General features: G+C 50.8%; 13 protein-coding genes. 7 read left to right on the forward strand and 6 right to left on the reverse strand.

What is annotated here, in order from left to right:
• Positions 1-20 precede the first annotated feature (20 nt).
• Both Pla110_RS19840 and Pla110_RS19845 read right to left on the reverse strand, forming a co-directional pair.
• Complete coding sequence (locus tag Pla110_RS19840; protein ID WP_144998460.1) at positions 21-722, reverse strand: DKNYY domain-containing protein; 702 nt, start codon at positions 720-722, stop codon at positions 21-23.
• Positions 723-811: 89 nt separating this feature from the next.
• The gene (locus Pla110_RS19845; RefSeq protein ID WP_197440320.1) at positions 812-2695 is read right to left on the reverse strand and encodes a metal-sulfur cluster assembly factor; all 1884 of its coding nucleotides are present in this window, start codon (positions 2693-2695) and stop codon (positions 812-814) included.
• 479 nt (positions 2696-3174) lie between these two features.
• Here Pla110_RS19845 and Pla110_RS19850 point away from each other — a divergent pair, with 479 nt between their 5' ends.
• From Pla110_RS19850 to Pla110_RS19860, 3 genes are read left to right on the forward strand one after another with little or no spacing between them, the layout of a single operon-like run.
• Positions 3175-3960: an N-formylglutamate amidohydrolase gene (locus Pla110_RS19850; RefSeq protein WP_144998464.1), complete on the forward strand. Its 786-nt coding sequence runs from the start codon at positions 3175-3177 to the stop codon at positions 3958-3960.
• A complete protein-coding gene (locus Pla110_RS19855; protein WP_197440321.1) occupies positions 3957-5903 on the forward strand; it encodes a flavohemoglobin expression-modulating QEGLA motif protein in 1947 nt (648 codons plus the stop codon). The genes Pla110_RS19850 and Pla110_RS19855 overlap by 4 nt, the downstream gene beginning before the upstream one ends.
• Positions 5903-6949: a glutathione synthetase gene (locus tag Pla110_RS19860; RefSeq protein WP_144998468.1), complete on the forward strand. Its 1047-nt coding sequence runs from the start codon at positions 5903-5905 to the stop codon at positions 6947-6949. The genes Pla110_RS19855 and Pla110_RS19860 overlap by 1 nt, the downstream gene beginning before the upstream one ends.
• 21 nt (positions 6950-6970) lie before the next feature.
• On the opposite strand, the gene Pla110_RS19865 is transcribed toward Pla110_RS19860, so the two are convergent.
• Both Pla110_RS19865 and Pla110_RS19870 read right to left on the reverse strand, forming a co-directional pair.
• Complete coding sequence (locus Pla110_RS19865; RefSeq protein ID WP_144998470.1) at positions 6971-10495, reverse strand: YhaN family protein; 3525 nt, start codon at positions 10493-10495, stop codon at positions 6971-6973.
• Positions 10495-11760, reverse strand: coding sequence for a metallophosphoesterase family protein (locus Pla110_RS19870; RefSeq protein WP_231742652.1), 1266 nt, complete (start codon positions 11758-11760; stop codon positions 10495-10497). Before Pla110_RS19870 ends, Pla110_RS19865 begins: the two co-directional genes overlap by 1 nt.
• 431 nt (positions 11761-12191) lie before the next feature.
• On the opposite strand from Pla110_RS19870, the gene Pla110_RS19875 reads away from it, so the two are divergent.
• The gene (locus Pla110_RS19875) at positions 12192-13775 is read left to right on the forward strand and encodes an alginate export family protein (RefSeq protein ID WP_144998474.1); all 1584 of its coding nucleotides are present in this window, start codon (positions 12192-12194) and stop codon (positions 13773-13775) included.
• A 65-nt stretch (positions 13776-13840) separates the two neighbouring features.
• Here the strand turns inward: Pla110_RS19875 and Pla110_RS19880 are convergent, their stop codons facing one another.
• Positions 13841-16312, reverse strand: a complete 2472-nt coding sequence (locus Pla110_RS19880) for a hypothetical protein (RefSeq protein ID WP_144998476.1) — start codon at positions 16310-16312, stop codon at positions 13841-13843.
• Positions 16313-16682: 370 nt separating this feature from the next.
• Between Pla110_RS19880 and Pla110_RS19885 the strand changes: the two genes are divergently transcribed.
• Positions 16683-17681 carry a phosphoglycerate dehydrogenase gene (locus tag Pla110_RS19885; RefSeq protein ID WP_144998478.1) on the forward strand — a complete coding sequence of 333 codons (999 nt, stop codon included), beginning with the start codon at positions 16683-16685 and terminating at the stop codon, positions 17679-17681.
• A gap of 179 nt (positions 17682-17860) precedes the next feature.
• On the forward strand, positions 17861-19756 hold the full coding sequence (gene htpG / locus Pla110_RS19890; RefSeq protein WP_144998480.1) for a molecular chaperone HtpG: 1896 nt from the start codon (positions 17861-17863) through the stop codon (positions 19754-19756).
• Between the two features lie 103 nt (positions 19757-19859).
• On the opposite strand, the gene Pla110_RS19895 is transcribed toward htpG, so the two are convergent.
• A complete protein-coding gene (locus Pla110_RS19895; protein ID WP_144998482.1) occupies positions 19860-23270 on the reverse strand; it encodes an efflux RND transporter permease subunit in 3411 nt (1136 codons plus the stop codon).
• 631 nt (positions 23271-23901) lie between these two features.
• Here Pla110_RS19895 and Pla110_RS19900 point away from each other — a divergent pair.
• Entirely contained in the window at positions 23902-24813 is a 912-nt protein-coding gene (locus Pla110_RS19900) for a DUF1559 domain-containing protein (RefSeq protein ID WP_144999779.1), read from the forward strand.
• Positions 24814-24857: the final 44 nt, after the last annotated feature.

Below are 24857 nucleotides of genomic sequence, written 5' to 3' on the forward strand. Positions count from 1 at the left end.
ACTCGGGAGTGTTGAATACCTCAGTCTTTAATCCGTGGGGGCCCAACAGGTTCTCCATCATTAAATCGAGTGTTCTTATCTTCTGCTGCGTGGTTACTAGAAGCCTCGAAAGTGGCTGTGTCTGCACCGTCGATGAGATGGGTTTCGTAGTAGACGTTGTTCTCATCTTTTCCATAAGTGGCGGTCAATGGCTTAAAGGTATTAACGTCTGCGCCCTTGACGATTCCGTAACCATGATAAATGTGCTGGTCATCTTTTGACCAAGTCGATTTGATAATTGCACGTCCGTTTTCATCTAAAGCAGGATGGTCTCCGTATACTTCCTTAAATACATGTTTTTGTGAATGTGTTCCAATATGTTTGTCATTGTGTAATATTTTAAAGTGATCAGGATCCGCGTCTACCAGAGACATAGTTCCGCAGTAGACTTTGTGTTTGTCTCGAGAAAATGGATATTCAAGCAGTTCGAAACTCGCCGGATCGGCTTCGTATAACTTCGCTCCTCGATAATAGACTTCATCTGCGGTCTTGGCATAGCGTGCATCTTCTAATTCCGTCAGTTCGCCCTCAGCGTCATCCAGGTAGAACATCGGGCGATCGCCTGAACCTTGATTCCAATCATCATACCAGACCCATTGGCCCCCACTCTTTTCGTAACCCTCTGAGCATCCCGCGAGTGCCATTAAAAACAGAGGACATACAAAGAGAATCTTGTATTTCATTTTAACCTCCACACATCGATTCTCTGCGGCTCTTTAATTGTGCCTGGTTTATGATCCATGAAAATCGCTTCTCCTTTGCCCCAGATAAATTAATCAAGGCCCAGTTTCAGTCGTCCCACATCGGTAAGACGATTGGAACTCCAGCCAGGTTCCCAGGTTTGTTCGACCACAACCTGACGCACTCCGGGGATTTGCTCAAGACGTTCTCGAATGGGGACTGACTTGGTGGAGTGAACCGAGACGGAACCATCAACGAAGTAGCCGAGTCGCGGACGTCCACGGTGAGGCATCGCCATGACAACCGTGACCACGTCTCCTCGAACTCGTACGTCATAAACCAGTCCGAGATCAACGATGTTCATATCCGCCGTATAAAGCTGTGCGTCTTTGCAGTCACGTAACCCCGCCCAGATCCGTTGCTTCAGCTGAGACTGTTCTCCTCCCTCACCCGATCTTGCGAGTTGAGATACCGAACTTGGTGATGACGATAATTCAGCGGAACCCGAGAATGATTGCATCCCATTAGCGGAGACTTCTAGCGGATTCATCATGCGGCGACGAACACCTTCGATGGTCTCTTTTCCCTTCTCTTTCGTGAAAGGAATCGAAAGGTAAGCGTTCTTCTGGTGAATTGCCGCTCCCGCTGGAATCTCTTTAACCGGTAATGGATATCGACTCCAGAGATTTCCATGCCAGCGATAGTACATCGTGGGAACGCCCGAGTGATTCAGCTCCGGTAATCCTTCTGCTTGATGTTCCAGGAACAGAGCCATGATGGAGTCCTGGCTCTGCGAGTTAAAGAAGCCTACGCCCCATAAGTCATTCAGCTTGTCGGAATCGACATCACCAAAATGTAACTGCCCATCACGATCCATCCACATCTTGTCTGTGAATGATTGACCAGAGAAGACCCATTCATCGTCACGGAGTGCAGCCGCTTCAAAATCCTGAACCGCCGTCATGGAACCCGTTTTGTGGAACCAGGGCAGGCCGGTATAAAAACGATATTCCACGTCGACATGCAGACGGGCGGGAGAATAGATGGGATGAACCGGAGAATAGGGGAATCCCCAGCGGCGGACGATCGTGCAGAGTGGGCCTCGGATCACTTCGTAATCGGGGCAGGTGTCCCACAGGGAAATACGAAACTTTTGAAAGCTATCCTCATCCACATAGTCATGAGCCCAGTCGATTCCGGGAGGCTCTCCATGCCCCTCTCCACCGGAGAATAGTTCCAGACCATGTTCTCGGCGTAAAGTCATTCGTTCGATTTGGCCCGTTTGTCTGGAAAGCGACACTTTGAAAAAGGCGTTCGAAATATCCAGACCAAAACCTTCCCCTTCAGTCTTCAGATCAGACGGATAGTGGGGTAATTCCGCATCCGGATTGCCGTAGAAAACAAGAACATCTTGTTCCTGGTTTGGAAGACTGTCGGCCATCCAGAGGATTTTGCAGAAGCGTTCTGCTTTGCGATGCTTTTCGCCAAATACCTGGCACGGAACCTCCACCAGTCGTCCATCTTCAATTCGAACAAGACGGACTTCCCGAGTCAGCGATGTCACCTGGTCACTCGGAAAACTTAACGACACTTCAACCGGTTCCGACGTTCTCTTCAATCCGGCTGTTTCTTTAATCGACAGCAATTTGAAGTATTTCCATCCCCGTGCCCATTGCTTCCCATTCTCCCCCAATACATCGACGTTTTGTAACTGCAGAGTCTCGATCAACGATGACTCCGGAATTTCCTCTTCGACTTGTGTCTGCAGTACGGTGTCCTTCAGTGAGTGTGTGAGCGACCTGGCGAGATCAAAATCTTTGTTGTTCCAAGCATCTTCCAGAAGCTTCATTTTAGTTTCGAAGGAATCTGTCCGAGAGAAGGAGTTCTCCAGATTCTGCGCAGACAAACCCTTCGGGGTGATTAACATCGTAATCGTGAGTGCAACCGTGCAAAGGAGGACGGGGATCCAGTCCACTCTATGTTGCCCACTTCTACTTTGAATCAGAGGCATCGATATTTCATTCGTTCTCAGGTTCAGCGATTGATTTCGTCATTCTAATGGTCTTCAGCAAGCGGCCATTAAATCCAAAGCGAAACTAATCTCGTTCTAATGGTACTCACTCTCGGAATGACGTCCTTTCAGAGCCTGGGTTCTCAGTCGAAAACCAAGACTCGGTAAATCCATTCTACTCAATCATGAACTGAAATAAACATTCGACTGTTTACGGCTCATTGAGCCGCATGCGGGTGTTCTCTTTTCTCTACTGAGGCTCCAGTCTCCGCGCGATCCGTTGTCGTTCACGTTGGTGTGATAGCTGCCAGAAACTGGACATCTGCTCTCAGGAGGAGTCTGTTTTCATTGCATTTAACCACTTTGGGCAATCGGCACAGCGTTTGCTTAATTGCAGGTCAGCTTTATGTTTACGTCAACTACTTCGGTATGAGGAGTCAGTCATGGCCTTATCAACTCACTGCATTTTTGAGCGGGGTTCCAGCCCCATCATTGCCGCCGCAGTACACAACGGACATGACACCCGCGTCGACGTCGATGAACATCTGGCGATGGATGAAAAAGAGCAACGCCGTGAAGAAGACCCGGTCACAGGCGAATGGACCCAGATCGCGAAGACGCAGATCGTCGGCTTACGTTCCCGGTTTGAAGTCGATTTGAATCGACCTCGCGATAAGGCTGTATATAAAAAACCGGAAGACGCATGGGGGATAGAAGTTTGGGATGAACCTCCTGACCAGGAGTTAATCGAGAAGTCGTTAAAAGAGTACGACGACTTTTATGCCAGCATCCGAGAATTACTCGATGAGATGTTGGAACAATACCCTCGGGTCGTCGTTCTTGATTTGCATACGTATAATCAGTTTCGTGAAGGGCCGGAAGGGCAAGCCGCCGATCCGACGTTAAACCCCGAAGTCAATATTGGGACCGGGACAATGGATCGTATTTACTGGGCTCCTGTTGTGGATCGATTTATCAGTGACCTGAAAACCTACGACTTTCATGGACGCCATCTCGACGTACGTGAGAATGTGAAGTTCCAGGGTGGTTACTTCGGTCAATGGATACACGAGCATTACCCTGAACGGGTTTGCTCAATTGCTATTGAATTCAAAAAGTTCTTCATGGATGAATGGGAGGGTGAACCCGATGCGTATGAAGTAGAATGTATCTATCGGGCTCTCCGATCAACACTTCCCGGAGTCCGAACCGCATTGGAGGACATGTGATCGATTCTGACCCAGAATCTACTATAGAAGACGAGGATCGCGAACTGCGTTATCAGGACATCAACGAACTGGTCCAAAGCAGGCTGTCGCAGAATCAAAGAATCCGTCGAAACCTCCCCGGTGACGGCCGCCTGCGTATCGATCGGCAATTACCCTTTTTGTGTGTCTATCGCACGCCTCCTGATCGCTCCGACCCAGGAACTGTTGAACTGGTGACTACGGAAGCGGCCTACCTTTTCGCTTCAGGGGACGAAGCGGATCTGGTTGGTGTGACCGATCTATGTCAGAAAATAAACTCCATCATTCAGGAACACTTCGGGACGTTTCTGCTGATCGAGATCTGGTCCGAGCCCCGAAACACGCGAGGGCTCACTTTCGAAATAGTTTCCCCTGATGTCGAGACGATTCCTTCCACGATTGATACGCTCCATACAGCTTTGTCGGAGATCAAAATCCGTCACGAAAGAGCGAACGTCGTCACCCGTACCACCGACGTCGTAACGCCACCGGGGCTGCCTCCTCTGAATGCAGTTGCCCCGGAATCTAACCGCTCTGGATTTTGTGTGCTGGGATTGTCCGTCAGTCCCATCTATCGCGATCCACAGAGCGGTGCCGTTTTCCCGATGATACTGCATTCAATTCGTCACCAACTGGCAGCCGCGATCAGAAAGACAGTGGCTCAGTTTACTGGAACTGAAAATGACCCCTCCACGGACTCAGATGAGGAGGCATTGGAAAACGGAGACTCTTATCATTCACTGGGCCCCTCTTCTTTGGTGAAGGCCGCTCGACTGGTTGATCAGCAGTTGGGAGAAGTCTCAGAATCGTTCGACTTCCTTTTGCAGGTCACCCCCACTAATACGGAAGAAGCCCGTCAGGAATTCTACGACAGTGGGTGCAAGAAGACTCCCCGCTTTATTTACCGGCCACTTCCTTACCGTCCCAGCATATTGAAACGGCGCCTGTTCGATATTGAAATCGAACGGATTGAAGATCCCACGCTCGCGCATATCCTCTGGGAGAAGCAGGAAGAGATCGACCGAAAGCTTTCGGCATTGCGAGATTTGGACACACCAGAGTTCCTCTACAACAGCCTGCAATTATATGGCAGCGTCCAACCAGATTTACTCCATCTGTCCCGCGAAATTCTGAACCGAGTTTCTGACAGCGAAACCCTATCGGAAGACGATGAGCCTCGGCGAGTGCTTTCAGGTGATTTCATCGAACGGGCACGTGATGAATTCGACTATTACCACTTAAAAATGAACGAATTCAATGCGACTGTGGAAGAGTGCGACGAAATAGCGGCCGGTATCATGGTTTCACATGGACGCTTACTCGTGTCCAAGAATTTGAACATCCCTGCCGAAAGAGTCGAACCCTTACTCCACCATGAAATTGGGACTCACCTGCTCACTTATTTTAATGGTCGTTGTCAGCCGTTCCGACAATTGTACGCGGGTCTCGCTGGATATGAAGAATTGCAGGAAGGCCTGGCGGTACTGTCTGAGTACCTGGTTGGCGGTTTGACGACGAATCGCGTCGGAACATTGGCAGGCCGGGTAGTGGCGGTCGATTCTCTGACGAAAGGGAATTCGTTCGCCCAGACGTTTGAAATGCTCCACCATGAATTTGGATTTTCTCAACAACGATCATTCACAATTACATTGAGAGTGTACCGAGGAGGAGGATTGACGAAGGACGTAATCTACCTTCGTGGTTTAGTAAGCCTTCTCAAATATCTCTCCGCTGGTCACGATATTGAACCTCTTTATGTGGGTAAGATTGGTTTGCATCATGTTCCGTATGTACAGGAACTGCGTCGCAGAAAAATCATTGTTGCTCCACGCATTCTACCCCGATTTTGGGACGATGACAAAATCCGAGAGCGTCTCGACGCTTGCCGAAATATGTCGGTCCTCACACTTCTGGAGACTAACTGATGAAAATTGCATTCGTAGTTAATGATGTGATGACTGAAAAAGCGGTCTATACCACAACCCGTCTGGCGTTAACCGCCGTAAGAATGGGGCATGAAAGTTATTACCTGGGCGTAGGAGACTTCATTTATGCCCCGAACGGTTCCATTCAAGCGCACGTTCGTTCGGCGAATGGGGGAAGCCACGAGTTGCTCAAAGAATACCTGGATGCTGTTCAAGACGAAGAAACCGAAAGTGAACGTATCAGTCTTGATGACTTAGATGTCGTTCTGCTCAGAAACGATCCCTCGGATGACACATCAGAACGTTCCTGGGCGCAAACGAGCGGCATACTTTTCGGACAGTTAGCCGCCGCCCGGGGAGTCATTGTACTGAATGATCCGTTCAGCCTCGCTAATGCCTTAAACAAAACATACTTTCAGCATTTCCCCGAGCAGGTACGCCCGAAAACGTGTATCAGTCGCGACATTAAAGACATTAAAACCTTCATAGAAGACCAGAAGGACAAAGTCGTGATCAAACCGCTGCAAGGATCTGGAGGGCAGAGTGTCTTTTTAATCGGTGAAGACGAAAAAGCCAACTTGAACCAGATGATTGAGGCGGTGGTTCGTGACGGTTTCTGCATCGCCCAGGAATATTTACCAGGTGCAGTCAACGGAGATGTTCGATTGTTCGTGATGAATGGTCGACCTCTGATGAAGGATGGTGAGTATGCTGCTTTCCGTCGACGAAATGATACGGGAGATGCGCGTAGTAATATGCACTCGGGAGGGAAGTGCGAAGCGGCAGAAGTGACTGATGCCATGCTGGAACTGGTAGAGATGGTTCGTCCAAAATTATTGCGAGATGGAATGTTTCTGGTCGGACTCGATATCGTTGACGATAAACTGATGGAGATCAACGTCTTCAGTCCCGGTGGTCTTGGCAGCAGCGAGCAAGTCACGGGCGTGGACTTCACCGAAGCCATCATTCGAGATCTGGAACGGAAAATCAAATACCGATCCTACTACGGTTCCCACATGAGCAACCAAGACATTGCCTCGATGTGATAATCGATCAGTAAACCTAGATTACAAACGAATTATATCAACGGATTCCTGATCAAGTGCGCTGCGTGCGATGTCGACGAGATGCTCGTGGTGAGTGAAGAAGATCACCTGAGTTTTCTTCGCAAGTTGTGAAAGGGCATCAAGGGCCATCTGAGAACGGTCATCGTCGAAGTTGATTAGAATGTCATCCACAATGAAGGGCAGGGGCTCTTGCCCTTCAAGAGACCTCTCAAATAGTGCCAATCGCAGTGATAGATAAAGCTGATCGCAGGTGCCGTCGCTCATCCCTTCGACATGAACAGCTTGATCGTCCGGACGTACTCCCACGACAAGGGCATTCCCGTTGCTGTCATAATCTACACGAAGGCCGGCGAATGATCCGCAAGACAAGGAGGCAAACAGTTTCGAGGCGTGCGTTAATATTGGCCCCTGACTCTCTTCCCGGAAACGTTCCATTGCCCGGGTCAGAATGACGGAAGCGAGTCGGACTCGAATATACTCTTCCGCATCGCTGCGAATAGAGGCCGTAAGAAGTTCCGCCTGTAACTGGGCCTCGGCTGCATCGGCGTTACCATTCATGCGAGTCAATTCGTTTCGATGCTCTCCAATTCCTTCGGAGTTTTCCTGTTTCTCTTGTTCAAATAACGTGATGGACTCATTCATCGCGATCAAATCGGCCTGCACCTGATCCGGATTGTATTCTTCCGCTTCTGTGATCCACTCTTCCAGCGAAGTGGGAGCCGCTAACCCAGTCAACTGCTGATCGAGTGTATTCAACTGGGATTCCGTCTCCCGCCGCAACCGCGATCGCTCTTCGGCTTGGGTCAACTCGTCCATAGCATGGCACCCGGCGAGTGCACACAGTTCTTCCAGTTTTGTAGACCAATGTGCAATCAGTCCTTTCGCTTCTTCCAACGCGGACTGCTGTTTCAAGAGTTGCTCATTCCAGCTCTGCACCCGAGTCTGGTTTGTTTCTGCGCGGGACAATTGATCCACCAGAGTATGGACGACTTGCTCGACGGAATTTTCGAGAGAGGGAAGCATCTCGGGGGCGATTTTCTGAATCAGTTCTCGTATTGATTGTTTAAAAACGTCTGCATCTTGATTGATATCTGAGATACGTTTTTCAAACTCGCGTGCCTTATCCAGACTGGAAATGACTTCGTCCATGGTTTCGATCACCATGATCGCTTCAGGTGGTTTAACATCCGATTTCAGCCCGATATTCGCAATAGCAGCAACCCAGTCAATACGCCATTGATCTAAACTTTCCTGAGCCTTTTCAACTGATTCCTGTGCTTCCTTCTGTCCTGTAATTAATTTTTTCTGATCTTCCAGCAATCCTTCCATTCTGCGATTGTTGTGTTGAATCATGTCGACGATCTGCTGACAGCGATCTACAGACAGCGATAGAGGCTCTCCTTTATCGAGCGTCGGTTTCTCAATTTCTTGCAGACACCGATTCAGTTCCTCTCGAAGCAGGTCGGACTGACGGCCAAGCGATTCAAGAGTCGTTTCATTCTTCCTTAGCTCGGCTACCCGGTTAATCAGTTTCTGCTGTTGCTCTCGCCATGCGCGCATTTCGCGAGGGGGTAATGGGGCAACTTCAATCGTCTGCCAGAGTGACCGCCACTCAACTTCGACTTTCGTCTGAGCTGATTGATGCCGCTCAAACGATTTTCGCGCATGCTCAAGTTCAACTTCATACTGATTTAAACGGGCAATGTTTCCCGCTTTCCGTGCGACCCGGTCCGCTTCTCGTCGGAGGCGATCAGCAAGCATATCGGCGTGGACGATGCTTCGTTCGAATGCATTCACAAGATCACCCTCCGGAGCGAATTCCTTGAAGAACTCTGCCAGCTGGGAATCAGTTTCGACTTGCTCCCCGCTTAACCTCTGCTGCGTCCATTTCCAACCCGCGTCTCGTTTATGTCGGGCTTCTTCGAGATCTGCTTCCGTAGGAACTTCTCCTTCCAGATGCAGTTCATCGAGTTCCTGTTTTAATTCTTTGATTTTTGAATGAAGTTCGTCGATACGATTTTCCCAGCGACGTACATCTTCGCTGGCACTGGTAAGTTCCCGCTCGAAACGCTCGATCGTTTCCGCAGGCGGAACGGGAAGTCTTTCTAACGCTTCTACATCTCCCGTGAAACCCGGCAGCTGCGACAATTCATTGGAGATCTGCAACTGCAGAATCTGTGCATCACTTTGAGCTGTTTCGATCTGGGTATCTATAGCACCATAACTTAGCACCCGTCGAATCACCCGCTCTAATTCCGAGGCGTCGGCTACAGGAGGAACTTGATCAATCTCTTCCTTAACTTGTCGCAGTTCCTGCTCTACCTTCTGAAGTGATATTTCATTTGCCTTCTGTTTTTCAAGAAAGACCTGGCAGTCGCTGGCGAGTTCCTGAATCTGTCGACGTTGTATTTTGGAAATCCGGAGAGAGGCAGCTTCCTCCATCTTCATCGGACGCCCCAAATCTTCGACGAGCTTCAGTGCCTGTTGCTGGATCGCACCATGATCGGCAACGATCCCCGGAAGGTCCTTCGCCGCCTTCTTATAGATTACCAGGTCCGATTGACCTTTAATGATCGCCGCCCGATGCTGGAGCAGGTCGTCCGGGACTTCGGTCTGAGAAAGCTGTTCCTGAAGCTGTTTGATTTCCAGACTGGCGCTGGCTTCTGCCCGTTTCGAATCCGCCAAACTGGCTTCCGCTTCCCGTCGATCACCCTGAAATGTATCGGGAAGCAACGCGGCGTCACCTATTTTTATCAGTTTCTCCTGGAGTGGCTTACGCTGTCCGATCAGGGGTAGCGAATCGTGAATGCGTTGTAGCCGACTTTTTTCTGCGCGAATCTGGGACAGTTTTATGTCGATCTCCGCTTGTCGACTTTCAGCTTTTCGCAGCAGTCGTTCCCGGTCGACCCACTGCGAAGTCGGTAACTGGGCCTCTCGAATCTCTTTCTGCTTCTGATTGAGTTCCGTAAGTGCAGCGGTAATTAGTTGAGCCGATCCACGTGGTTTAAACAGCGTCTCCGCTTCCGTATTCAGGTCTCCCTGAATCGCACGCATGTCGGCCAAACCACTTCCAGCGGCGAATAGGATATTCGCCAGTTCGCCCGCGCCACGAACAACGGCATCTCCACCACGGCGGAGCTCTTCGAAGTTGATTCCATACCGTAGCGAAAATGTGTCAGCATCAACTCCGCGTAGTAACATCTGCAGTTTCGATTCATCGAAGACGGCGACATCGTCCGGCCCACGTAATGTCTTGGTGCGTCCCTTACGGCGGATGAATTGCAGCTTAACGCCGTCTGCCGCTTCGAGCAGGCCACCAATACGGAGTTTCGTATAAGGGTGAATAAAGTCGTCCGGTGTCTGCTGGGGAATGCCGTACAGTAAATCCTTCAAGGCTCGCAGTGACGATGTTTTACCCGCTTCGTTGGGGCCGTAGACAATGTGCAGACCGGTCTGATCGCGGAATTCGAGCGACCGCTTGGTGAAGGGTCCATACGCAGTCAGGTCTAATTGCAGAATACGCATTACTTGCCACCCCGTCCCAGTTTCTTCATCAGCATCGGTTCAATTTCGTTAAGCCATTCGCGTATTTGTTCCGGGTCCTCAATGTGTAACCCCGTCTCTCCTTGTCTGATTTCGTCAGGCATCTTACGTTGAAACTCATCCAGCTGTCTTGCCAGTTCTGATAGTTGTGATTCATCTTGACGTAACTCAGCGAAATAGTCGTGTAACATCTCGATCGGGCCAGAATAGTGACTTTCATCTCGCTCTTGCAGAGGGCTGGTTGTTTTCCACTTCACTTTTTCCACCCAGATCCTGCTACTCGAAACGGAGATGCCGGTGGCTCTCAATTCGTTCGTCCACCGTCTGACTTCGGCTCGCAATGCATCATTGATTACCGTTGCTCCTGTCACTTCGACTCGCACAGCCAGAGCCAGTCCGTCATTCTGCTCGCCAAGTTTTTCGAGTTCTCCTCCGATATGTCTTATTAATTCGTGAGGATGTTGGAAATCGGTCGCATCGATTAACAGCATTTCCCAGCGAAAGACATCCAGAGACAGAAACTGCAGATCGCAGACTCCTTGATCGTCAGCAGTGACGAGGTAACACCCTTTCTCACCGGTTTCTCGGATATTTCGTCCCTGGATGTTACCGGGGAAAACGACGGGGGGATCTTCAATCACCACCCGACGAGTATGTACATGCCCGAGAGCCCAGTAATCGTACCCCTTCTGTTTGAGGTGATCGACAGAGCAGGGGGCATACGGTTCGTGTCCTTCGGCCCCTTCGAGCGACGTATGCAGGAGTCCGATGTTGAATAAGCCTGTCGACTTCTGCGGATAGTCGAGAACCAGGTTTTCCAGCTCTGCCTGTTTAGCAAATGAACGGCCATGAATCGCGACACCGAGTTCTGCCAGTCGTGCTGACTTTGCAGTTGCGGGACGAGTGTGGGAAAGAAGTTCGACATTGTCGGGCAATCGCAACGACCGGGTCATCTTGTTGGCAGCATCGTGGTTACCACTGATGATGACGACGGGAATATCGGCTTCACGTAGCCGATTCATTTGAGCGACGAAAAACAGTCCCGTGTTATGATCTTTCCAGTCGCCATCATAGACATCCCCTGCGATGATTAAAAAATCGACTTCCTCGTTAATCGCCAGTTCGGCCAAATTCTCAAGTGCGCGGCGTGTGGCGGTTCGAATTTCTTCAACGGGCGCGCCCTCATATTTTTCCAACCCTTTGAGCGGACTATCCAAATGGATGTCGGCCGCATGAATAAATCGCACTCCCAATGTCTCCTTCACCATTCACCTTAACAAGAACGATCGTCTGATTAGTCTTAACAAACTGAACCATCACGATTGTATGTTCACTATAATAGTGAATTGACTGCGGAAAGGAGAGGTTCTGGTTTCTGTTGTGCAAAAATTGGCCACAACATCCAATCCCGCCCGCCGAATGAGAACTGTTTTTGTCACGGTACACATTTTTTTCTTCGTTGTTCCAACTGGGGAGACTTGTGAAACTTTGCCGATTGTGCGTGAGTGCGCCCGGGGCGGTTAGAGTAATTTTAGGCAATTTAAGCTTTAAACTACCTACTCATCGATTATGCCATAAGTCCGGTCGATTACAGAGATAGCGCGTGCAGCCATCCTCCAAGCTCCTCAGAGAACGCACGTTTCTATGCATTCCTGTAAATATTCTGGAAACCAGAACTATGTTTTTCTTCCGTCATACCTGTTTGGCCTCAGCCGTTCTGCTAATTGTCGGTGCGGCTTCAATCCTTATCGCCGAAGAGCGAGTGGATAATGAAGGTTATCAGGAATCTCAAACACAGCCTTATGAGGAATTGAACAACGGAAACTCCGAGTTTCAACAAGTCAGTCTGGAATCTATTTTTGACGGCGACGTTTATGGTTCGTCCTATTACGGACCTGATTATGGCGGCTTTGCTGCATCTCCACAGGGATGCCGGGAGGGAGGGTGTCTCTCTTTTCTTGAGAGTGATGAGAAGCTTCTGGCCGACCTACGAAACGTTCCGCTGGCGGACCGTTGGAAAATGTCAGCAGGTGGGGCACTCCGTTATCGATATATTGATGAAGATAATCGCCTTCGTCCCAACGGGCCGAACCGCAGTACTTACGATCAATGGCGTTTTACACCCTTTGTCGATTTCCAATATAGCGACTGGTTAACAGCTCATGTGGAAGCGATTGACGCTTCTACTTTCGACAACGATATGCCCGCATTGGGAATCGACGTCAACCGGGCCGACTTACTGCAATTCTACGCCGACATCAAATTGCTGGACACCGGCGAAGGAACACTTACCGCTCGATATGGTCGTCAGTTCCTGAAATATGGTTCACAGCATCTCGTGTCGCCGCTGGGCTGGTCCAACACGTTCCGAACGTTTGAAGGTTTGAAACTCTTCTACCAAAGCGAATCCTGGGACATTGATGGCTTCGCAACACAGTCCGTTAACTTTCCTGCCGGTGGACAATGGCAGCCAACCAGTTTCGACAACCCGGATGAAAATCGCTGGTTCAATGGCGTCTATTCGACTTATAAAGGACTCCCCAACGGAACTGTCGACTTTTACTGGTTGTGGCTTCGCGATGACGAACCTTCTACCTCTGCTCTGGACGGAAATCGCCATACCATCGGTACTCGCTGGGCAGGTACCGCCCCCGTCAAGGATAGCTGCGGCAATGTCGAGCGGACTTACCTATGGGACTTCGAAGGAGGTTGGCAGTTCGGAACAGATGATTTCGGAACCGCTACCGACGCGACAGTGAACGCTGGATTCCTGTCCGCGATGGCGGGGCATACTTGGAACCAGGTAACTTGGACCCCAACTGTTAAGGGTGTCTTTTACTGGGCATCGGGCGACGACGACCCCAACGATAACGAGATCAACACGTTCACTCCGCTCTATCCACTTGGGCATGCCTACTGGGGGATCATCGACAACCTGAGCGGTTCCAACTTGCTTGACTACAGCATCCAGGGAACTGTTCAACCAACGAAAAAACTGACCTTAGGTTCCGACTTCCATTGGTTCCAGAAGGATCAATCAGCTGACTTCATTTATAACGTCGCCGGAGCACCACTCGGCCCGAATTATACGGACAACTCGATTGGTACAGAATGGGACCTGGTCGCGACATATCAGATGAACGCCAACGTAACGGTGCAGTTCGGGTATTCGACCTTCTGGTACGGTGACGCCGTTACCAAGACAGCCCTAGACCGACCAGACGCCGAGCAGCTTTACACTCTCGTCAACTGGGAGTTCTAAACTGGAAACGGTAAACCGAGCGATTTGAAAACCCGAAGTCGTTAAGGTTCCTCTGAGTCCCCTGATCACTCTGAGCAGCAATCAAGAAAATCGTAAACAGGTTTATCCTCGATAAAGAGAGGCTGATTATAAAGCCAATCGACCGACTCATATAGAATGACCTCACCGATTTCCTCTTCGCGAGCCAGTAGGCCGCAGAGGATCTCTTCCCTCCGTTTCTTCGCTTGAGGGTCTTTATTGCGTAACGTTTCCTGAGCTTCGTAGAAGAAACTTCTTGGTCCTCGAAAACTCGATCCCAGGTTGTTGTGAAATTCCGCCGTGCATTGGTCCACGAACAACGCTAACGGTTCTTCATCCGGCAGGTAGCGAATTCCCAAGAAGGTCGGTTCAACGGAAAGTCCCGACAGATCTACCATCGCCATTCCCTCACCAATCACCGGGATGTAGTTCAGCGAGCCCCACAAGTGACGTATATAGTCACTGCCGTAAACACCTCCCTCTGATTTGTTCATTGATTCCAATCCCTGCCTCACATTGGTGATAACCGACTCATTGTGGGGTATCACAGCTCGAATCCTCACGCCAGAGAATTCCTGTTCAAGATCTTGCAACAATGCTCTTATGCCACGAGCAACCGCCAAATTTCGTTGATATCGCCAGACGAACGGAGAGTCTTCGGTCTGGCAGGAATCAATCCATTCTCCCTTCTGCCAAGTAGTAATCTGCTCCGTCGGCAATGACTGTATTTCCATTTCCTTCGCGATCGAAATCGGTGCAAACGCGCGATCAATTCCATTATGAAAATAATTCGTGCCCTTCAACCGGTAATGAGCCATCGGCTGAATCCCATCCGGGCCATCAGCACTGGATGCCGCCAATTGGGTATGTGAACGAGTATTAATGAATATCTCGTCAAAAGCCTCCATCGCCAGAATCGGACGTAGTTGCCGGACCACCATATCTCGTGCGGCAGATCGTTCCAGATCGAGCATTTCTACGGACCACGCGGCCCCGACATCAATAACTAAATCACCTTCGGACAGGTTCCAACGACTCTTCTCCGATTTACGAAAGAGATCGATCCCGTTTTCGATCGCCTGAAAACCGGTGCGATAGGAACCATCCTCCGGGATTCCCGCGACACGCGTGGAACGTGACTCCGCGTCCTTCCCGCGTAGCGAGACATAACTGTTCACTCGCCCCAGGCGATTTCCCGCTTTAGCAGTTAACACCACTTGCAATACAGCCGGAAGGTCCATCGATACTTCACTCTGATCAGGAGCGCGAACGATCAGATACCGCGCCGACTCTGGTAACTGAATTCCGTCAATCGTCAGTCGACCATCGATCACATTAAGTTTCGCGTCTCCCAATCTGGGGATCTGCGATTCGGCTCGTTCCTGAATTTGGGCGTAGCGGTGAAGTTCATAATTTCCTTCGCCGTCGCGCACCAGTACGAAAGAGGTTTCATCGAGCGGAGGATAAGGTGATGCCAGTAGCTCGATACCCTTTAATTCTTCCAAACGTTGTTGATCAATCAAACCGGGGGCGAGTACTCCTTCGACTTCAATCGAGTCGAGTTCTGCCTGATTCTTCTGTCCCATCTGACGAAGTACTTCCCGGTAATGGGCGAATCCAACTTCCTGATGATGAAAATTCACTGTCGGTGAAGCGGTCGGCAGATATTCCCCAAGGTAAGTCCCGTCCGTCTCGAACACCGGAACTTCGTAATATTTCGTCAAAGCGGGTTCAAATGGGCGGAAGCTGGCGCTCAACGAGATGCCATGCGCCGCTGCACTTTCTGAGTAGAGCTGACCAAATTCAGGTGTTAACCGGGCCGCCATCAGCATTCGCAACCATTGATAACTCTTCAATGATGGCGATGCCTGAATCCCTTCGGTCAGCTCCTCACAATCAATAATCGCCTGCGCCTGCCTCGAATATCTTTCCCAGTCGCCCTTGGGAAAGCTCTCCGGATCGACGATCAGCGGGCAAGGGCTCTGCCAGACAATCAGGCGAGAGACGCCCTGTGCCTGTAGCCGTCGGAAATATTGATCGAAAGCTTCTCTCGTAATCGGCTTGAATTGACGTGTTGGCTGATCCCAGTAAATGCGAATCAAATCGTCGACCAGGTCCGAGACATAGGAGAGCGGACGAGCCGGGGGCGCAGGCCGAATGGTGATGGCTTGAGTCTCGTGAAGCTGATCATCCTGCTTCACAGTCATTTCGAGTTGGAATGAGGCTGACGCGTCCTCCACTGCCCGAATCTGGAGTAAGCCCTGTTTAGAAACGTCCACATGCAGGCCATCGAACTCCAATACTGCACCCTCAGACAGAACGTCTCCATTCCGGCGGGCGACGAGGTGAAGTTCCTGCTGTTCTCCTAGATTGGCATAAAAAACAGGCCATGCCCGTAAATCACCTGCCAAGTAGCAGAAGGGGGCCTCTTCGTTCCGTGGACTGAAAAGGCTATTTTCCGCGAAAAGAGGAGTTTCTGTATTTAGACAGCCTCCCACGATGACGATCATCGCGAACACGAAATGCTTCGGTTCACTACTGCCAACCATTCGAGAAATAAACCGCCATATCTTATCGCTAACCACCACAGACCTACTTTCAATACAAGCCTCAAACAAAATTCCAAACCTCAGCATACTCTAAATTCTTTCACCGTCCAGAGTTCCCCCCTCATCAATGAGTGGCCCAAATGAGAGGTTTCCAATCTGAAAACCTCTCACCGGGTAGGGGCTCTCTTCAGCATCGAGTCTTCTATTGTTACGATAGCCCTTCTCCTGACAGAGGACCGAATCCTGTTGGACTCCAAGGGAGGGCAGGGGATCACGCCGCTGCCGCATCCGTACGAATTGGCTCGTCTTACCGCGATCGTCACACTGTGAAGGTTACCGAATGTCTAGAAAAGTGCTTATTACCCCGGAATGCCTGTATAAACAACCGGGCCGCCATGTTGAACTGTTTGAATCCTGCGGATTCGAAGTCTGCTATCCGGAAGACATTACCTTCACTCGCGGGCTGTTCAGTTTCGACGATTGCGTCAAGGTTCTGGCTCCGTACGACGCCGTCCTCGCCGGTTCGGAAGGCTACCCCGCCGAGATGCTCGACGCGCTTCCCAATCTGAAAGTGATTGCTCGATTTGGAGTCGGATACGATCCCGTAAACGTGCCCCACTGCACGAAGCTCGAAAAGGCGGTCACCATCACCCCCGCCTCGACTCATGATGCGGTCGCCGAGATGACAATGGGGCTGATCTTTGCCATCGCTAAATCCATTATTCCCAACGACATCAGTACCCGCGAGGGGGCCTGGAGCCGGGTGGTGCTGTACCCAGTGCGAGAACGGCTTATAGGGCTGGTCGGGTTAGGGCGTATCGGTCGCAGTACTGCTATCCGGGCAAAATTGCTGGGAATGCAGGTCATCGCTCACGATCAGTTTGCCGATCCGAAGTTCGTGAAAGAACAGGGAATCGAGCTCGTTTCTCTTGAAGAACTCCTGCAAAAATCTGATTATGTCTCCCTCCACGCACCCATGCTGCCCGAGACGAAATACCTGATTAACAAAGAGACGCTCAAGCTGATGAAACCAGACAGCGTTTTGATCAACACCGCTCGGGGCGGGCTGGTCAACGAGGCCGATCTTCTGGTGGCGTTGACCTCCGGTCAGATTCGGGCTGCGGCGCTCGATGTGTTTGAGCAGGAACCCCCTTCACCGGATAATCCCCTGTTCCAGCTGAAAAACGTGATCGCTTCGCCACATATGGCGGGGCTCGACCAAGTTTCCGTCGCCAATATGGCTCACGAAGCGGCAGAGTGCATCACTCAGCTGAGCAAGAATCAGTGGCCAGAAGGAAAAGTGGTGAACAGCGAATTGAAAACCAGTTGGAGCTGGTGATAATGGGTATAGAAACCCATTTAGTGAACAACCGGAACGCATAGCAGGTTCGAGCGGCGATAATCACGTTTTTCAGGACGTTACCTGCCCACAGATCGCCACAGAGGAAAGCTTCCCGTTCGATCTATTCTAAATACGAAATCAACTCACAGTTTAAGTAACGACTCAGGTAAGAAATCATGACTGACGCAAAAGAGAACGAGAACTTCAGCTTTCAGGCTGAAATCAAACAACTGCTGCACTTGTTATCACACTCGCTTTATCAAAACAAAGAAATCGCGATTCGAGAGCTGGTTTCCAACGCATCGGATGCCTTGGATAAATTCCGGCATGTCTCGCTGACAGACGGTAAGTTCGCCGATGACAAACCGCTTGAGATTCAAATCATTCCGGATAATGATAAACATATCCTCACGATCCGTGACAATGGGATCGGAATGACCAAAGAAGATTTGATCAGCAACTTGGGAACCATCGCCCACAGCGGTTCGCTCGACTACCTGAAAAATCTGACGGGCGACTCAAAGAAAGATGTCTCGCTGATTGGTCAATTCGGCGTTGGATTTTATTCCGCCTTCATGCTGGCAGACCGCGTCGAAGTCGTCACCCGCAGCTATCAGGAAGATAACGGTTGGCAATGGGAATCATTCGGTACCGGCGAATTCACCATCGCCGAAACCGAAGTGGAAGAGCGAGGAACCTCCATCCGTCTGCACTTAAAAGAAGATCTGGAAGAGTTCACCAATCCGGAACGACTCAAGTTCATTCTCACTCGGTACAGTACGTTCGTGCCCCATGCGATCATTATGGATGGCGAGCATGTCAACAACCAACAGCCGATCTGGGTGGAACCGAAAAGTCAACTGACCGAAGAACAGTACGACAGCTTCTATCAGTACCTCACTCATCGCAGCGAAGAAAAACCGCTCTGGCATTTGCATCTGTCGGCCGACTCTCCAATCCAATTCCATTCCATTTTGTATTGTGCCCCGCACAACATGGAAAAAATGGGATTCGGTGTAATGGAACATGGCCTGCACCTGTGTGCAAAACGAATCCTGGTTGAAAGTCAGTGCCGCGAGTTATTGCCGGAATACCTGCGATTCGTACAGGGAATAGTCGATTCCGCCGACCTACCACTCAACGTCTCTCGTGAGAGCCTGCAGGACAACACAATCTTCCGCAAGATCGCCAAAGTTCTCACCAAGAAGGTCCTCGATCATCTGCAGAAGATGTCTGAAAGCTCGACGGAAGAATACCTCAAGTTCTACGACGAATTCGGCATGACACTCCGCGAAGGAGTGAATCAGGACTTCGAAAACCGTATGAAGATTGCCAAACTTCTCCGGTTCCGTTCCTCCGATGCTGACGGCGAAGGCCTGACGTCGCTGGATGAATACCTCGGTCGAGCCAAAGAAGATCAAACACAGATTTACTACATCGGCGGCCCATCACTACCGCAGGTTAAAAACAATCCGAACCTGGAAGTCTTCAAACGAAAAGGGTTGGAAGTTCTGTATCTGGTTGATCCCGTTGATGAATTCATGCTGGCCCAATTGAATACGTTCGAAGAGAAACAAATCGTCTCCGTCGACAGTGCCGACATCGAATTTCCGGAAAGCACCAAATCAGCCGACGACGAACAAACGGCCGAAGCCGAAGAAGCCGCCAGCACACCTGGCTTTGAAAAGGTGGTCGAACTGTTCAAAGAAGCGATCGGCGAGCAGGTTCAGGACGTGCGTGCTTCCAAACGGCTGTCGGAAGGAATAGCGACTCTCGTCAGCACGGGAGGAATCAGTACACAGTTGGAGCAGGCACTGAACATGTCGGCCCAACAGCAATCACCGATGTCCAAACGAATTCTCGAAGTGAATGCTTCCGCCGCCCTGGTAAAACGGTTAGCCGACATTTCCGGCAACGCCGAGCACTACGACTTCATCAAAGAATGTGGACTTCAGATTTACTCGAACGCCATGCTCTCCGCCGGCCTGCTTCCTAACGTCGACGAGATGGTCCACCGCGTAGACGACCTGCTCCTCAACGCCGCCCAGAGCCGATCCTCAATCGTGACTTAAATCGTCAGATGCCATTCAAAAAAAGCCCGATCAGAACGTTCTGACCGGGCCTTTTTTTATTATGATTTGAGGCTTGCACAGAATCTGTGCCGAACCGATCACATCAAGTGACGGGGCGAATGGGTTCCTCTTCGTCCAGGGCTTTCAACTTGTCTTCGTGTTCCTGCAGGAAGTCCGCAACGCGGTCGACATCTTTACCCGCCATTCGCAGGCCCAACTTCACGAAGTCAAAGTAGATCATATTGATTGCCGGGACGATGATTAACGTCAGGATCGTCGCGAAGACCAGACCGAAGGTGAGGGTCACCGCCATCGGAATCAGAAAGGCAGCCTGAAAGCTCGTTTCGAACATTAGCGGTGTCAAACCGGCAACCGTGGTGAGGGTCGTCAATAGAATCGCTCTCAGGCGTAATCGGGCGCCGCTGATGGTCGCCTCCATTTCACTCAGTCCGGCACGAATTCGGGCGTTAATGAAGTCGACCAGGACCAGAGAGTCATTCACAATAATCCCCGTGAGGGCCACGCAGCCAATCCGGCTGAGCATGGTGAAGGGATTATCGGTCAACCAGTGCCCGAAGATGGCTCCTTGAATTCCGAAGGGAATCGCCATCATGACCACCAGGGGTTGGAAATAAGAGCGGAACAGGGCGGCCAGACAGAGATAGATCAACAATAGAGCCACTGGAAAGGCGATCCGCAAACTGGCGAACGACTTGGTACGTTCTTCGAAGTTCCCCAGGAATTGTAGTTCGGTACCGGGATATTCAGGAGCGACTTCTGCGCTGAATGTTTTTTTGATCTCGCCAATAATGTCCGCGATGTTGGCCGTTCCATCCTGCTCTTTGACATCGGCAAAGACGGAAATGGAAGGTTTCATGTCGGTTCTGTTCAAAGTGGTGAAACTTTCGGATTCCTCCAATTGAGCCACTTCGGAAAACGGGATCCAGCCTCGATCCTGATAGTTGGTCCCTGTGGGCAAATACATTGCTTCCAGGTTGTAGATGTTGTTTCGGAACTCTTCCGGATAACGAACCATGATTTTGATGTCTTCCCGATTACGGGAGAACCGTTTCGCCTCTTTACCATAGATGGCAGATCGCACATGGTTGCCCAAGTCCGTTACGGTAATACCTGTGGGCCTTGCCGCTTCCAGCAGCCGGATTTGCGCTTCCCGTTTTCCCCGGTCGAAGTCATCGTCGATGTCGAAGACACCCGCATAACCAGCCAGCTCTTTCTTCAACCGTATCGCCACGGGTTCCAGGTAATCCCGATTCTCTGAGGCAATTTTAATCTCAATCGCTTTTCCGCCCGGACCGCCGCTGATCGCCTGCCAGACGATGGAGTTCACTCCCGGCAAATTGCTCGACATCTTGCGGAACTCGTTGAGCAGCTCTTCACTCGACCGTCCGTCCTTGGCTTCGCGCGCATCTGCCGCCAGCAGTTCAATTACCAACTGCCCCACATGGGACTGGTCATCACTTCCCACGGCTCCTGCACCAGCGATGTCATACGCACGACCGATATTCATGCGGACGTTGACGACTTCTGGAGCCTGTTTGACAAACTCACTGATTTTACTGATTTGCTCTTTAACCACTTCTGTACGAACACCAATCGGCATTTCCAGGTTGCAGATAATCGTCTCCGAGTCCATCTTCTGAATCAACACGTCTTGCACGATGCCTCCTGCCAGAAGTCCATAGGCGAGGACGGAAGTACAAACGCCAAGCGTGACTGTCAGGTATCGCCATCGTAATGTTAAGCGGAGAAACCGTTCATACAGACCGGCTAACACGCCATGAACGAAGCGATCTCGGCCCGAAACAAACTTACTGTAAGACCGGCGGACAATCCCCATATTCTTGGGCGTTCGATCGATGGGATTACCATCTTTATCCTTCAAGCGGGGCAAGTGAGCCAAGTGAGCAGGAAGAATGAGCAGGGCTTCCACAAGCGAGACGGAAAGTGCCGCCAATACGACCAAGGGAAGCTGTCCCATAAAGTCTCCGATTTGCCCCTGAATGAAAAACAGGGGGGAAAATGCGGCAATGGTCGTAATCACCGCTACAGTAACCGGCCACATGACTTCCTCCGCACCGACAACCGCGGCGCGAATGGGGGCCATCCCTTCTTCGACGTGCCGGTAGATGTTCTCCCCGATCACAATCGCATCATCGACAATAATCCCCAAGACGATGATCAAGCCAAACAGCGATAGCAGGTTGATCGTTACTCCAAACGCCCACATGACAATAAAGGTTCCCAGGAACGAAACGGGGAGACCAATCGAAGCCCAGAAAGCGACGCGCCAGTTCAGAAACAGGTTGAGCGAGATCAGCACCAGAATCAAACCGTTCAATCCGTTGCGTGTCATCAGGTCAAGACGCCCCTCGACGAATCGGGAAAGGTCGGTGTGCAGAGCGATTTCAAAATGGTGATTAAAGGGTTGCTGACGCATTTCCCGATACGTCGCCATCGGGTCGGGACGCCCTCCCAGCACATTGGCAACGTAGCTGGTGCCTGCCCCGATAATGCCAAACGGCTTGCTGTACCAAGGTCGGTCCAGACTTTCCTCGTATCCGTAATAATCGAATTCCTGGCCCGTCTTTCCGGCGACATACGCTTTCACCAGACTGGCAATCTGAATGGCATCCTGGGAAGGGGTTTTGTAGATCGTGCAGTAGGCGGCAGGTTTGTTGTTAAAATAGTTTTCCAGTTCGACATCCACGAAATGGTCGTGAATGATCGCCACATCCGAGAGCAGAATACCTGTTCCATCCGGTTCCGTCCGGACGATAAGATCCTCGATATCCCGGCCACGTGTTTCTTCGCCAATCGTCCGCACGGCGACTGAAGCCCGATCCCCTTTAAGCTGGCCACCGGAGACGTCCAGATTACTGCGACCGATCGCGGTGGCGATTTCTTCAAAGGTTATATTGTATTCCAGCAGTCGCTCGGGACGGATTTCGACACTGATCTCGTCGTCTCGAATCCCTTCGAGCTCAATTTCGCTGACGCCGGGAAGCTGCCGGAGCTCGTCTTTGATATCCCGGACCGCCTGCTTCCGGTCCGACTCGGTCCCATCTCCATAAACGGCGATACTGATGACCGGCAGCTTAGGTTCAAATTTCCGAACTGTCTTTTCGACGTCCTGCGGAATATCGGGGATGGAATCGAGTTCGTTCTTCACCTCGTCCAATACAGCGTTGATATCATCGACTTCGTTGAAGAGCGTCAGGACAGTCAGGGAAAAACCTTCACTGACGGTCGATTCGATCTTCTCGATCCCCTCGATGTCTTTGACCTTCTCCTCAAACTTGATGGTCACCGTCTTCTGGATCTCTTCCGGCTGAACACCGGGATAGACCGCCTGGATCATCAATTTACTGGCTCGGACTTCCGGAAACATTTCCCGGACCAGCGACAGAGAGAAGAACGCCCCCGCCACCAGAACAACAATCATCAGCATGTTGACCAGGACGGAATTTCGGACGCTGAAACTCGGAAGTGACATGAACAGCCTTTGGACACATTAAAGCGGGAAGCGAGACGAGGGGTCATTTTTCAGACACGATGACTTGGAACCCTATTTTTAGAGGAAGTCCGGGAAAAAGCGAATCGGGATTTCAAATCTATCTCGGAATTTTCACTAACGGGAATTCGATCTACGATCTCCATTCTACACAGAGTTCCCCCCGACGGGGCTTCTCCATCCAGTGCAGTGGCCACTCGGAAGCAATTGGTTACAAATACTTCGAATAGAGGGCCGATTAAATCAGTGGACAAGAACATGCGATGGCTCTCTTCCCTGTAACCCTGACGGTCAAACCACCATACGTGTCGAAGTCATCGCCGCCTGAGAATCAATTAACACGCACCAGAATCCGTAATTCCACTGCAATATAAATACATCGAGAAACGGAATACGAATTGCATACTCTGTCCTGGACGAACTGGAGACGAATAGGTTCGTCCCCGTTTTCGTACATATCGGTTCGAATGTCTGGCCTTTCAGGTTGGCTGTTTGATCCGCTTCCTTACTCCCCTCCCTGATTGATATTCGCGAGTTGATTCTGACCTCAAACTCAGTACCCGGAACAAACAGCGAATTCGAATATCGATCCCCTAAAAACAGGTTCCAAGGAATGCTTTTGCGTCACCGTTCCGGTTTCACTCTGATTGAACTACTTGTCGTTATTGCCATTATTTCATTATTGCTGGCGTTGCTGCTGCCCGCCGTTCAGCAGGTCCGAGGATCTGCCCGCAGAACGCAGTGTACCAACAACCTGCGTCAGATCGGCATCGCACTCCATAATTACGCCGACGTGCATCGAGGATTACCTCCGGGAAGGATTACCACTTTCTACGGTGGGCCGGCGGTTTTTTCTGGTTGGTCCATCTATCTGCTTCCTTATCTGGAGGGTCAGAACGTCGTGGATAAATACGACTTCGATTACCCTCACTTCGAGATTCAGAATCAGGAAGCGGTCCAGCAGCAAATCAGCACCTACATTTGCCCCTCATCCTACGACCCTGATCGGACCGTCCAGCTTTCCACCGGCCCCCTCGAAAGCCAGTTGCTTCCTGATCGTTTCGGTGCCCCCGGTGATTACTACGTCCGCTTTGGTGGCATTACTAATTCCGAAGGAGTCACGGCCACAGCCGCATTCGATTCCAACGACTACACACCGCTTAAGAAAATCTCCGATGGTTTAACTCATACCGTGCTCGTGGGCGAGATTTCAGATCGACCACAGTTGTTTCTCCGTCATGAGCTTCAAAGCGGAGTCCAAACCAGACAACCTGGTTGGGCTGCCTGGTCAGGTCCACAAGCCCTCCGATTACTCGGATACAGTGAGGACGGAACCGTCGAAGGGGAGTTCGATTGCATCATCAATTGCACGAACGAGCAAGGACTCTTCAGTTTCCACAACGGGGGAGCCAACGTGCTGTACGCTGATGGAAGTGTTCATTTTCTCGGATCAGGAATGCCGGTCGATATCGTCATGGCGTTGCATACGCGCGACGGCCGTGAGCTGACCGACTTTGAGCAATAGATAGTGATTGTTCCCCACTGACCTCACCACCCCTCGCCATGAGA

This window comes from Polystyrenella longa, from assembly GCF_007750395.1.
In the GTDB taxonomy this organism is placed as follows: Bacteria; Planctomycetota; Planctomycetia; order Planctomycetales; family Planctomycetaceae; genus Polystyrenella; species Polystyrenella longa.

Coding starts and splice junctions, on each gene's coding strand:
- Pla110_RS19840 (WP_144998460.1), bottom strand. CDS start 722: ATGAAATACAAGATTCTCTTTGTATGTCCTCTGTTTTTAATGGCACTC.
- Pla110_RS19850 (WP_144998464.1), top strand. CDS start 3,175: ATGGCCTTATCAACTCACTGCATTTTTGAGCGGGGTTCCAGCCCCATC.
- Pla110_RS19860 (WP_144998468.1), top strand. CDS start 5,903: ATGAAAATTGCATTCGTAGTTAATGATGTGATGACTGAAAAAGCGGTC.
- Pla110_RS19865 (WP_144998470.1), bottom strand. CDS start 10,495: ATGCGTATTCTGCAATTAGACCTGACTGCGTATGGACCCTTCACCAAG.
- Pla110_RS19875 (WP_144998474.1), top strand. CDS start 12,192: ATGTTTTTCTTCCGTCATACCTGTTTGGCCTCAGCCGTTCTGCTAATT.
- Pla110_RS19885 (WP_144998478.1), top strand. CDS start 16,683: ATGTCTAGAAAAGTGCTTATTACCCCGGAATGCCTGTATAAACAACCG.
- htpG (WP_144998480.1), top strand. CDS start 17,861: ATGACTGACGCAAAAGAGAACGAGAACTTCAGCTTTCAGGCTGAAATC.
- Pla110_RS19895 (WP_144998482.1), bottom strand. CDS start 23,270: ATGTCACTTCCGAGTTTCAGCGTCCGAAATTCCGTCCTGGTCAACATG.
- Pla110_RS19900 (WP_144999779.1), top strand. CDS start 23,902: ATGCTTTTGCGTCACCGTTCCGGTTTCACTCTGATTGAACTACTTGTC.